This is a genomic window from Erysipelotrichaceae bacterium 66202529, from assembly GCA_017161075.1.
Taxonomy (GTDB): domain Bacteria; phylum Bacillota_I; class Bacilli_A; order Erysipelotrichales; family Erysipelotrichaceae; genus Clostridium_AQ.
In genome coordinates, this window is record CP046174.1 from 3,823,924 (window position 1) to 3,836,600 (window position 12,677).

General features: G+C 43.8%; 12 protein-coding genes. 1 reads left to right on the top strand and 11 read right to left on the bottom strand.

Going from position 1 to position 12,677, the window contains the following annotated elements; genetic code table 11:
• Window positions 1–56: 56 nt before the first annotated feature.
• From GKZ87_18040 to GKZ87_18090, 11 genes are all read right to left on the bottom strand, one after another.
• Entirely contained in the window at window positions 57–704 is a 648-nt protein-coding gene (locus GKZ87_18040; protein QSI27252.1) for a CBS domain-containing protein, read from the bottom strand.
• 4 nt (window positions 705–708) lie between these two features.
• Window positions 709–1,413: an ATP-binding cassette domain-containing protein gene (locus GKZ87_18045; protein QSI27253.1), complete on the bottom strand. Its 705-nt coding sequence runs from the start codon at window positions 1,411–1,413 to the stop codon at window positions 709–711.
• Window position 1,414: 1 nt separating this feature from the next.
• Window positions 1,415–2,191 (bottom strand): ATP-binding cassette domain-containing protein, encoded by a 777-nt coding sequence (locus GKZ87_18050; GenBank protein QSI27254.1) that lies wholly within the window; start codon window positions 2,189–2,191, stop codon window positions 1,415–1,417.
• A 1-nt stretch (window position 2,192) separates the two neighbouring features.
• On the bottom strand, window positions 2,193–3,152 hold the full coding sequence (locus tag GKZ87_18055) for a branched-chain amino acid ABC transporter permease (GenBank protein ID QSI27255.1): 960 nt from the start codon (window positions 3,150–3,152) through the stop codon (window positions 2,193–2,195).
• 4 nt (window positions 3,153–3,156) lie between these two features.
• Window positions 3,157–4,035, bottom strand: coding sequence for a branched-chain amino acid ABC transporter permease (locus GKZ87_18060; protein QSI27256.1), 879 nt, complete (start codon window positions 4,033–4,035; stop codon window positions 3,157–3,159).
• Between the two features lie 72 nt (window positions 4,036–4,107).
• The gene (locus GKZ87_18065; GenBank protein QSI27257.1) at window positions 4,108–5,301 is read right to left on the bottom strand and encodes an ABC transporter substrate-binding protein; all 1,194 of its coding nucleotides are present in this window, start codon (window positions 5,299–5,301) and stop codon (window positions 4,108–4,110) included.
• A 305-nt stretch (window positions 5,302–5,606) separates the two neighbouring features.
• Window positions 5,607–6,416 (bottom strand): hypothetical protein, encoded by an 810-nt coding sequence (locus tag GKZ87_18070; protein QSI27258.1) that lies wholly within the window; start codon window positions 6,414–6,416, stop codon window positions 5,607–5,609.
• A 14-nt stretch (window positions 6,417–6,430) separates the two neighbouring features.
• A complete protein-coding gene (locus GKZ87_18075; GenBank protein QSI27259.1) occupies window positions 6,431–7,840 on the bottom strand; it encodes a hypothetical protein in 1,410 nt (469 codons plus the stop codon).
• Window positions 7,824–8,801 (bottom strand): hypothetical protein, encoded by a 978-nt coding sequence (locus tag GKZ87_18080; protein QSI27260.1) that lies wholly within the window; start codon window positions 8,799–8,801, stop codon window positions 7,824–7,826. Before GKZ87_18080 ends, GKZ87_18075 begins: the two co-directional genes overlap by 17 nt.
• Before the next feature lie 9 nt (window positions 8,802–8,810).
• Window positions 8,811–9,341, bottom strand: a complete 531-nt coding sequence (locus tag GKZ87_18085; protein ID QSI27261.1) for a signal peptidase I — start codon at window positions 9,339–9,341, stop codon at window positions 8,811–8,813.
• Between the two features lie 19 nt (window positions 9,342–9,360).
• The gene (locus tag GKZ87_18090) at window positions 9,361–10,008 is read right to left on the bottom strand and encodes a hypothetical protein (GenBank protein ID QSI27262.1); all 648 of its coding nucleotides are present in this window, start codon (window positions 10,006–10,008) and stop codon (window positions 9,361–9,363) included.
• 994 nt (window positions 10,009–11,002) lie between these two features.
• On the opposite strand from GKZ87_18090, the gene GKZ87_18095 reads away from it, so the two are divergent.
• The gene (locus tag GKZ87_18095; GenBank protein ID QSI27263.1) at window positions 11,003–12,061 is read left to right on the top strand and encodes a hypothetical protein; all 1,059 of its coding nucleotides are present in this window, start codon (window positions 11,003–11,005) and stop codon (window positions 12,059–12,061) included.
• Window positions 12,062–12,677: the final 616 nt, after the last annotated feature.

Sequence of the window (12,677 nt, forward strand, 5' to 3'; positions counted from 1 at the left end):
TTTTCTCGTCTCTATATGATAGAAGGATATTCCCTGCGCAGAAATATCCTGTTGTGTTAATTCGGATTTTTGGTAATGCTCAAAACCTTGTATCCATGCTCCTCCAAATCCGCTGCCAAAGCATCCGTCTGGAAGGTGTCGATGCGAATGATCATATCCGCAAAGCCGTTATGCTGGGAGTATACACCTAGATGGGTGATATTGCAGTTGTTGCGGACAAAGATTTCCGATATTTTACCAATCGTTCCCAGCTCATCCTTGACCTCGATACAGACACGGCTTCCGCTTGTGCGATAGCCCAGAATATCCAGGAACGCAGAGAGCACATCATTACTCGTCAGGATGCCGACAACCTCATTGGCATCGTTGACAACCGGCAGACAGCCGATATCATGCTTGTACATCAGTAGTGCCGCATCCTCCAGAAAACGATCCTCGTGAATCGTAATCACATCGCGAATCATAATCGCATCCACGCTTGTCTTGGAAAGCAGATAGTTCAGCTCATAAATACTCAGACTGGTTGCCTTGCTGGCACCCTTTTTGGAGATCATGCCCTCGGTGACCAGACCGACCAGCTTTTTACCGCTGACGACCGGAATACGGTGCAGCTCCTTTTCACTCATGATATCGACAACATCACTGATTTTACTGTTTACATCGATACAGATCGGATGCTTTGTCATTCTGTTTTTTACGTACATAGTGTTATCCTCCCAGGTATGCTTTCTGAATTTCAGGACTGTTGACCAGCTCTGCACCGGTTCCGCTCATAACGATATTTCCGGTTTCCATAACATAGGCACGATCCGCAATGGACAATGCCATCTTTGCGTTCTGTTCGACGAGCAGGACGGTCGTTCCCTTTTCATTGATATCCTTAATGATGTTGAATATTTCCTTCACCAAAATCGGCGCAAGCCCCATGCTCGGCTCATCCAGCAGCAGAATCTTCGGTCTAGCCATCAGCGCACGGCCCATCGCCAGCATCTGCTGTTCTCCTCCGGATAAGGTGGAGGCATCCTGTGAGCTTCGCTTTTCCAGAATCGGAAACCGCTGATAGATATCCTGTAAATCCGCTTTGATACCATCCTTATCCTTACGCAGATAAGCCCCCATCAATAAGTTTTCATACACACTCATACCGGGAAAAATATGACGTCCCTCCGGCACCTGTGTGATTCCTTCCTTTACAATATTTTTCGCACTGACCTTGTTCATGGATTTGCCAAGAAACAGGATGTCCCCGCTCGTTTTTTTCAGCAGCCCGCTGATGGTCTGCAGCAGGGTTGTCTTACCGGCACCGTTAGCACCGATCAGCGAAACGATTTCGCCTTCCTTTACCTCCATGGATACATCCTTCAATGCGTGTATAACACCATAGTGGACATTTAATTTTTCTACCTTCAGCATCTTAAATATCCTCCCCTAAGTACGCCTTAATGACGCGCTTGTCGTTCTTGATCACTTCCGGAACACCGTTGGCGATGCATTTTCCATAATCCAGCACATAAATACGCTCACAGATCGTCATTACCAGCGACATATCGTGCTCAATCAGGATTACCGTCAGATGGAAGTCATCCTTGATCTGATGAATGAGCTTTGTTAAATCAGCTGTTTCCTGCGGGTTCATACCGGCAGCCGGTTCATCCAGAAACAGCACCTTCGGCTGTGTGGCAAGCGCTCTGGCGATTTCCAGACGGCGCTGCTCTCCATAAGGGAGATTGCTGGCAAGCTCATTTCGCTTGTCGTACAGGTTTACCACCTTTAACAGCTCCTCTGCCTGCTGCTCCACACGTTCCTCCTCTTTATAAAAATTCGGTGTACGCAGGATCGCCTGCAGGGTTCCGTATTTAATATTCTTATGCATTGCGATTTTCACATTGTCCAGTGCTGTCAGATTTTTAAACAGACGGATGTTCTGAAAGGTTCTTGCCAATCCCATACGCGTTACCGCATACGGCTTCATACCACCGATCTCCTTCATCGCACCATCGACATTCAGCTCGATTTTCCCCTCACTGGGCTCATATACACCGGTAAGCAGATTAAACAGCGTTGTCTTTCCGGCACCGTTTGGTCCGATCAGTCCGATCAGCTCCTGCTCATTGATTTCCATGTTGACGTTGGATACGGCGCAAAGACCGCCGAAGTTCTTTGTCAATCCACTGACCTTCAATAAAGCCATCTCAACGCACCTCCTTCTTTTTCGAGAACCGTTTTAACAGACCCGAGAAGGTAAATTCCTTCGTGCCAAACAGACCCTCCGGACGAAAGACCATAATCAGTACCAGAGCAGCACCATAGATAATCATACGTACATCCGCGAAGTTCTGCAGATACATATTGATAAAGCCGATGACAACTGCCGCAACGATGGAACCGGTAAAGCTTCCCATACCGCCGAATACCACCAGGATCAGAATGTCCACGGATTTATTGAAGGTGAACAAGTCCGGCTTTACGACATAGAAGTTGCAGGCATACAAGGCACCTGCCAGGGATGCCAGAACAGCACCGATGACAAAGGCAATCGTTTTATATTTCGTTGTATTGATTCCCATCGCTTCCGATGCAATCTCATCCTCACGGATTGAGATACAGGCACGTCCGGGTGCACTGCGTGAAAAGTTCAGCACAATGAGCAGTGATACGATCAAACAGAACAGCAGCAGCGGCCAGGTTGTCAGCTTTGGAATACCGAACAGTCCGGCTGCCCCGTTGGTAATGGTCATATTCAATACAATGATACGAACGATTTCCGAGAATCCCAGTGTCGCAATCGCCAGATAGTCGCCCTTTAACCGCAGGGTTGGAATAGCGACAACCAGAGCAACCAGTGCGGAAATCACACCGCCGATTACAACAGCAATCGCAAAGCCGCCCAGATTCGGCGTTGCCTTTGTGATGATGGCAGCCGCGTAGGCACCGATACACATAAATCCCGCATGTCCCAGCGAAAACTGTCCGGTCACACCGATGATCAGATTCAGGGAAATTGCCAGAATCATGTTAATTCCAATGGTATATAAGGTACTCTGATAATAGAAGTTAATCACACCGCCCTGCATGAGCAGCGTAATGATTGTTAACAATGCCGTCGTGAATAAGATCCAGCAAAGGTTCAGCTTACTAAAGATATGTTTCATACGCCTACACCTTCTCTTTCACATTTTTACCCAGCAGACCTGCCGGCTTGATGATCAGGATCAGAATCAGAATGGCATATACAACGGCATCCTTATATAAGGAGCTTCCATAAGCCGTGACCAGCGCCTCAACGATACCGATGAAGAAGCCGCCAAACATCGCCCCCGGGATAATGCCGATTCCACCGAATACCGCAGCAACAAACGCCTTGATACCGGGAACCATTCCCATCAGTGGATTGATGGTATTATAATACATACCAACAAGAACACCACCTGCTCCTGCCAGTGCGGAACCAATGGCAAAGGTATAGGAAATCGTTGCGTCCACATTGATCCCCATCAGCTTTGCGGCATCCGCATCCACGGACACAGCACGCATGGAACGACCGATTTTCGTCTTACGAACGATAAACTGCAGCGCAAGCATCAGGATAATCGTAATTACCAGAATATAAATCTGCTGCATCTGAATCTGGATACCAAACACATGAAAGGTCTGATTGCTTAATACGGATGGATAGGTTTTTACCCCCGGCCCCATGACCTTCTGTGTGGAATATTCCAGAAAATAGCTGACACCGATTGCCGTAATCAGCGCTGCAATCCGTGTAGCATTCCGCAGTGGCTTGTAGGCAATGCGTTCGATTACAACACCCAGCACACCGCAGACCACCATGGCCATAAGCAATGCCGGGAAAAAGCCCAAATGTAACTGTGCTATGGAGATAAATCCCACATAGGCACCAAGCATGTAAATATCACCATGCGCAAAGTTGATCAGCTTGATAATTCCATACACCATCGTATATCCCAATGCAATCAATGCATAGATACTGCCGATGGAAAGGCCATTTACCAGCTGTTGAAAAAATTCTGTCATACCTTCACCCCTCTATACTGGAAAATAGGAGAAAGAATATCTTTCCCCTATTCTATACTTCATCGTATTCTGCTATTTGTTTGGATCGACCTCGACTGCATTCTTCTGTTCGCCGTCTACCAGCTCTACAACAAGTGCAGCCTTCTTTGGTGTATGTGTTTCATCAAATGTGAAATCTCCGGTTACACCCTTGAAATCCAGCTCAGTCATAGCCTTCTGTGCAGCCTCTGTATCTGCGCTTCCTGCTTTTTCAAAGGACTGAATCAAAACGTTTGTCGCATCATAAGCCAGCGCGGAGAACATGCTAGGATCTTCATTGTATTCTTTCTTATAGTCTGCGATAAATTTTGTCAATGCGTCGCTTGCATCTACCGTTGTGTAGGCTGTCGTGAAGAATACATCGTTCAGGTTTTTATTACCTGCCAGCTTCACAAGATCGGTGGAATCAAAGCCGTCACCGCCGACGATTGGTACATCAATTCCCATTTCACGAGCCTGCTTGATAATCAGACCTACCTCATTATAATATCCAGGGATATAGATGACATCGAAGTCCATTCCCTTGATTTTTGTCAGCTGTACGTTGAAATCGGTATCCTTAGCCTGATAATTCAGCTCGGTTACGATTTTTCCGCCCTTTTCCTTAAACTTATCCTGGAATGCCTTGGAAAGTCCTTTCGCATAATCGGAGCTGGAGTCGGAAATGACAGCAGCCTTCGTTTTCTTTAAGGTATCCTTTGCATATACTGCCATTGCGGCACCCTGATAAGGGTCTTCAAAGCAGACACGGAATACATATGGATAAACGCTTTCCTTTGTCTTACCATCCTGCAGTGTTACATTGGTTGCAGTTGCGGATGGAGATACAACCAGCACCTTGTTATCGGATGCAATCTGATAGGTAGCCGCAGAAGCACCGGAGGTTGCCGGCCCTACGATTCCCTTTACGCCATCGGATGTAATCAGCTTGGTAGCTACGTTTGTCGATTCATCCGCCTGTGATTTGTTGTCCCCTTTTACTGCCTTATAGCTGAACTTGTTGTCCTTGTTTGCGTTTGCCTGTTTGATGGCAAGCATGGAGCCGTTGTATTCCGGCGTACCGTAGTTTGCCGTTTCCCCGGATAGTTCATAGTTTAAACCGATTTTGATTTCCTTTGTATCTCCGTCACCAGAGCCTGCATCACCGCTGTTTCCACAGGCAGTCATTGTTGTCAAAGCCATGCAGCTCACTGCAGCCATGGCCATAAATTTCTTAAAGTTTCCCATGTTCCTCTCTCCTCTTTTCCTAAAGAATAATCAATTACCGTTAAAATTGATAGTTCTATTATAGGCGTTTACGCATTCTTTTTCAAGTGCTTTCTGCAAATTTTTCACACATTTTCATGACATTATGTAATTTATTACAGCAGCTCTGCCAGAATGCTTCCATATTTAGTAAAAAGATAGAAATATACAGCTATTCATGATGAAAAGTCCGATATTCCGCCAATCTTATGTCTGGCTATCGGGCTTTAGCTGCCAGGTCTTCATTCGCCTCCTTCCTCAATTCTACTGTCAAAAAAAGCCCTGCTTTAATAAACAGAGCTTCGTTCCCCATCCCATGGTTCGATTTTCAGCTTTGTAAAGGTTACCTGCCTGCCGGCACCATAAGAGGATACACCGGTGATAATCTGATTGGATCCCACCTGATCTGCAAACTGGGTATTCATTGCCCTGCCTGCCGGTATCACAGCATCCTCATTTAACAGCTTGTCATTGATGACAATGTAAATGGCGCAGTTTTCATTATCTCTATTATATTTCACAAATACACGAAGCGTAACCGGACAGCTATGCAAAGCAGGCAAATCGGCCTGTAAGATTCGATGATATACCTGATTGTTGGAATATTCCACATACTGATCATGCTGATTTATATTTTTCTGAAAGCCCTGATTGATAATCACAAGATCCCCATTATCTTCAAACTTCAGAATGTTTCCCATCGCGGTATAGTTCGTCCTGTCTTCCTCGCCTTCACTGGTCACACTCGCAGAGCCGCCGAATTGAAAGGCTACTGATTGCAGGGCATCCGGCGTAAGTGATGTCAGCTCCACAGTGGCCATGTAATCTCCCTTCGCTGGCAGTTTGGTATGCTGAATGAACGCTCCTGCTTCATTTTGCAGGATTATGCTTTTCTGTTCCTTGTCATAGATTGCGGTACTGTTTGCCACGGTATCCACCATTTCATAATGAAAGAAATCATCAATCGTTATTTCTCTGTGAAGGGTAAGCTCGCCATTGTAGGATTGGGAATGTGTATAGATCGCAGAGGTATCCGAAACAGAGGATAACACAATCGCACACAGCAGAACAACAGCAAGCATTGCGTAGCTTCTCATATTCACATTCCTCCTTACTCTGTAATGAACCCTTTCTTTTTCAAATAGGCGAGAATCGGTTTGTAGTAATACAGCATAAACGCAGGAATTAGCAGCAGAATAAGTCTTCCCAGCACAGTATTGGCAAACAAAATCACTGCGCCCAGCCATCGGCTTCTACCGCTGTAGCGTCCATAAACGGCATCACGTGCAATGACCTTTTCATAGGCGCCTTTTTTCACAGCATCCGTATACTTCAAAATATCAACGGAAAGCTTTTCTTTCGTTACCTTCTTGATGCTGGCGACCTGCGCTTTGTCATCCTCATGATACAAAATACTCTGTCCAACATGCAATGGCTCCTGTTTGTCAATTGCGTCAAAGAACGCCAGATCATTATACATAATCTGCGGCTCCATGGATTCCGTGTGGAAAACAAACGGTATCACTCCAAAGAAGTTGGTTTCCCGCTCTGGAGAGGATAAGGATACAAACAGCACAAATATATTGATCGCTACGCCGCAAGTAATGATCAGAACCATTACCAGATTCACCAGTGTATCCATTCCCTTTCTGCGCTGTCTGCGTACATACTGCTCCTTAACCTCACGATATCCATCCTCCTGAAGAACAACGATATTCACATCCTCTCCCATATCCATATCCCGCTCATAAAACGGGAAATTGGTATACTGGGCAATTCTTTTCGCACGAATGATAACCACAAGGCTACAAATGATGATCATAATGATAAAGTACATAAGGTAAAAGCTTTGTGATAAATCGAATAAATTGCCAGGTGTGCTCATCCATATACGATCGCTGATCAAATGATAATAGCCACATAGCAGACGCAGCATCCAGATGCATACCGCACTGATGATGATTACATAACGTGCATTTTTCTGACGAGTGATAAACAAGGAGGCACTCATGGTAATCAGGGACAGAAAAATCAAATCAATCAGTCCACATATATATAAAGGAAGCATATATGATACAACAAACGGATATTTCAGAAACATGGTCAGAAACAGCGTAGCCGCAAAGCCAATGGTATAGTAGGTAATCACCTCGGACAAGCGCATCAGCAGCTTGACCACAATCATGCGATGAGGCGCATAACCGTTTTTTGCCAGGGTATACCATTTATTCTGTGAAATTTCCGCATACGTCAGAAAATCATAATAGCGAATCATGTAGGCCGTATACAGGATAAAGGCCATGACGATATACAGAGACAGTGTGGAAAAGTAGCTTGGCATCATCAGCTGCGGCAGGGCTGTGGACAGTACGCTGCGTGTCAGGGTCTGCAGCATGAAATGCAGGGAAAAGGTTAAGAGGGCTACAATGATTCCGTAAAAGAATATCTTATTGCGGCTCTCCTTCCGCTCCACAAACGCCTGCTTCTGTTCCTTTGTAATTATATTATGGTTGTAAATCATGATGGTTTCTTATTTCCTTCCAGGCATTTTTCACACAAGGCGGATGGCGGCAGATGCTATCCGGATATAGCTGATGCTTGGTAAGCACCTGCCAGATGCTGTGATAGGTATCCGTTTTCTGTTCCTGATCCCAGACATATAGCGTTTGATCCTGTTCCAGAATGGTATAGTCGCTGTGTGCCGTTTTTATTGTAGTTCGAATCGCTGTAATATGCGCATCCTGTATAATCGTACTCAAATGATCCCAGGTCTGTACAAAGGATTCTACCGTTCCAGTATATAACAGCCTTCCATCATACAGTGGAGCGATATGTGTTGCACAGCGTTCAATCAGCTGATCATCAAATGTGGAAAACAACAGCGTCCGCTTCTGTTTCCGGATTTCTTCACAGATTGCGGCAATCGCCAAAAGACTGCGTTCATCGTATTCCAGCCGTGCCAGATTCCAAATAATCAGTTTACTTTCCGTGAACAGAGATACAAGAAGTGTGACCACAGAGCGCTCAGACGGTGTGAGCTTACCTATAACAGATAATGCGACATAGCCCATGTTCAGCGCAATGATTTTTTCCAAAATACGCTTTTGCCGGATAACCGCATCCTCCTGTTCATGCGCTGTGATATACATCAGGTATTCCAGCACATTCATATTGGTGAACAGCATATTCGTACTTCCTATATAATATACATGTGGAAGGATGGTTCGCTTTTTGCGCATCATGCCTTTTTGCGCCAGTACACAGCGGCCATCCTTATAGGGCCTTGCATTCGCTATAATCTCCAGCAGCAAGCGCACCTCAAACGCACTGGTGCCAAGGACAGCCCATACCTCACCCTCCAATGCTTCGAAGTTAATATCTGAAAACACCTGCTTCGGCTCCTGCTGTGGACTCTGATAATATTCCATGGAGCCGACATGCTCCATCAGTACGCACTGAGAGCGTTTCTTTGTTTGTTCCATAGCAATCACCTAATCACTTTCCGATGTGAACCGGAAGGGAAGCTTCATCACATAAACAGCCTGTATACGATCCGGTGTGAGAATATTGGGGTCTACAGAATTAGCGGGATTATCTCCCTTGGTACGATAGCCAATCGATTCGTTTTCCTGTATCACCTCCACAATACGGTGTGTTATGGTTACCCCATCATCCTGAAAGGTGACAATATCTCCAATCTGCAGCTTTGCCGCGTCCTTTGGTATGCGGGAGAGGATGAGGGATTTTACAGGAATGGTTGGCACCATACTGCCGGTTTTCACTTCATATATCTGATAACCGCATACGGTTGGTACCTCTCCCTTGCTTCTTGCATCCTCCACCTGCAGCCATGTGATAAACAGAAAGGCAATGATAAGCACACCTGCCAGATTACCAATCAGCTTAAACAGCTTTTTTCTGGCGATACGCGTATGTGCCTTACTGTCCAGATCATGTGCATGCGCCAGTTCGTCCAGCATTGCCTGCAGCTGTGCTTCGCTGGTATACACATCCTGCCTCATAGTCCTGAATCTTCCTTACTTATTTATTAGCAGGCTTATATTCCGGCTGATTCATATCCTTTAAGGTTTGTGCATCCGTGGTCTGCGTTCCGGTTACTGTTACAGAAATACTGGATAGCTTATCTCCCGGACTCGTCTGTCCGTCATCTTTAATAGCGTTATCACTGCCTATTGCCGTATCCAGTGCATCATTGCTTCCGGCTGTATCCTTCCAATAGAAGCCAAGCTTATAGGTGCTGTCTTTTTTATCGTTAGCGGCAAATTCACCGAGCTTCTCTAATTCAATCGCTGTGCTTCCATCTTTTCGTGTTCCGCTTGCCAGTGCAACAGCCTTATCGCCATCTACGCGATATAACGTACATACTAAATCCGGCAGTGCCTTTGCATCCTTCAAATCCACCTTCAGCTTTAGATCCATCGGAACCTCGGTAACGATATCTCCCTGATAATTTGTCACGTGGAAATCCCAGAATTCTTCGTTACCCGGTGCCAGCTTTATGCTGATATCATTCGTTGCTGTGGAGTTTATATAAAACCTCTTTGCGCTGACCGTATCATTCTTACTTCCGGCCAGTGTATCTGCATGAGTGTAAACCGCCATAGTTCCCGCAACCATAGACGTTCCAATCGTCAGTGCTAAAGCACCCATAAATAACATTTTTTTCATTTGTCTCTTTCCTCTCTTTACGTAAAGCTGCAGCAGCTCTGATACTGGACTGCAGCATCCATCACAAGGTTTCCCAAGTCATGGCTCCACATGGTATATACCATTTGGTCTATACCATATAATACAAGGACAGGAAAGGAAATGCAAGCGTTTTCTTGCCAATTTATGGAAGATTGCTGAATAAAATCAAAGGTTATATTTTTAGGCATACATTACAGACAGAAAAATCGTATTTATTTATACATCTTAACCTATTCTTGTTATATGTATTTCACAAAACTTGTGCTGTCACAAAAAGACAAGTAATGAAAATTGAGCAGCAGCTGAAGCCGATACTACTTTATGGGTATTGTAAGCTATAGCAATGTTATTTCATGACTCAAATTTATAAATACACTTTTAACATGTATGTTAAACATTTTTACATGTAATCAGCATATATACACGAAGCTTACTGCTTTATACAAAAGAGGCAGCTGAAAAAGCTGTTCGCATACCAATATCCCCTGCACAGCAGACGGATAGTATTCCCCCTTCTCAGCTTGCTTAAATTATAATCTCTATAGGAAATACCGCACCCTGCTTACTCACCCTGAAGGAAGAGCATTCTTTCCCTCCTTTTCAAACTCTGATTCCAGGAGTTTACTATATTTTCAATAGAATTTATGCTACACTGTAGATACAAAAAAAGGAGAGGCTGACCCATGAGTAAATTTATAGGAAACACAATTCATCCGCGTGTATTACATACGCAAAAGCCCCGGCCTTTCCATACTTCAACAGACTGCTTGTAGCGTTTTTTCTTATGTTTATAGTTTTCTAGTGTATTCTTCACTTTTCCTGTGTAAAAGGCTGCAGTTGAGCATCGCTTGTCGGCGGCACTAACAGCCCTGAATTCGTTGCACAAATTCCTGTCAACGAAAACAATAGCAGAACAAGAGCTCCGCCTGATTATATTCCTGAAGCATAGATAGCAATCTGAGAAAGAAGGGATATAATTATGAAGAAATATACAGAGGCTGCATCTATTATCACCCATTACAATGATAAAAAGACATACGATATGTATTGTAAAAGGCTGTTATCAAATAAACAGATTCTCGCCTATGTCATGAAGGCCTGCATTCCGGAATTTGCAGATATTCCACTGGAAGACATACCTTCCTATATTGAAATGTCTTCCATAAAGAATACAGCAGAGTGCGAACATATTCATGATCAGCAGATAGAGGTTACGGATGAGTCCATACCGGGATCACAGATCAAATACGATATCCAGTTTGAAGCAATGCTACCTTTCAAACAGAAGAAAGCAGGTAAAGGCACTTCGACAGAAAAGAGGCTTCGCATGATTATCAATCTGGAAAGCCAGGCAAGGGATGATCCCGGTTATCCTTTGATCAAGCGTGCCTTGTATTATTGCGGCAGACTGATGGCAAAGCAGAAGCATCCTAAGGATGGATTTCAGCATTCCGATTATGGCAGCATCAAGAAGGTCTGTTCCATCTGGATCTGCATCGGTCATAACAATCAGAAGAATGATGTTATCAATACCTATCAGATACAGGAAACATGTGAAACAAACATATGGCATGCAGCGAAGGAGGACTACGACCTGATAACTGCAGTCATGGTGTATCCAAAAAAGGAAACTGTTCGTAACGGAAAGGCTATACCGTATGCATTGGAGCATATGGATGAGAACAAGCAGAGGCTGCTGGAGCTGTTAAAAATATTGTTTATAAAAAATCTCGCTGTAGAGGATAAAAAGGAACAATTACAGAAGGGGTATGGTATACTTATGGAGAGAGAGTTAGATAAGGAGGTCATGAATATGTGCAACTTCAGTGATTTTATTGAACAAAGAGGGATTGAGCAAGGCTTATTAAAGGGAAAAGCCGAGGGTAAGACAGAGGGAAAAGTGGAAGCAACTCTTCTTCACGTAAAAAAGCTGATGCAGAGAATTAACGTCAGTGCAATGGATGCTATGAATATACTGGACGTTGAAGAAGATATTCGACCTTCCATTTTACAAGCTCTGCATCATTCTTAAAAAAGTAATATCCATCCATAAACAAAAGGGCTGTAAATTTTCAGCTCTTTTTCTGTATCCATAGATTTTAATTTATCAGCTTTATACTATCATAAGAATGTATCTATACATGGAATGAGCGTATGAAAACAGCTGATGAAAGCATCCTGAAATAAGATTTGACCTGAGCATTCAGTAAATATTCTTTGTAACATCATGATGCTAAGGCTTATGATGAGGCTTACAAAAGCAATGCAGCGCGTTATCTGTTATGCGCATTTAAAAAAATCTATCAATACTGCTATTAGGTATTGTTGTGGTTCTATCCTTGTTTATGAGTGCATCTATTCAAATTACCTAAAACACGATATATACATAGCATCATAAATTTATAGTTCATCAAGATATGAAAAAGGAACAGAGAATGCTTCCAATTTTAAAGCAGCAGCTAAATCAAAGACACTATCTTAATTCCTTTCATAAGTAAAAGCAGCTAGCTTCTGTTTTAAGGAACACTCCGTCGTATGTATACATAGCTTACAATTTCATAAAAATGTAGATGAAGGTTGGATTTTATATTGTAATGTTTATTCTAATATTTTATACTTCTATTAGAAGCATGCTTTACTAAATTAAA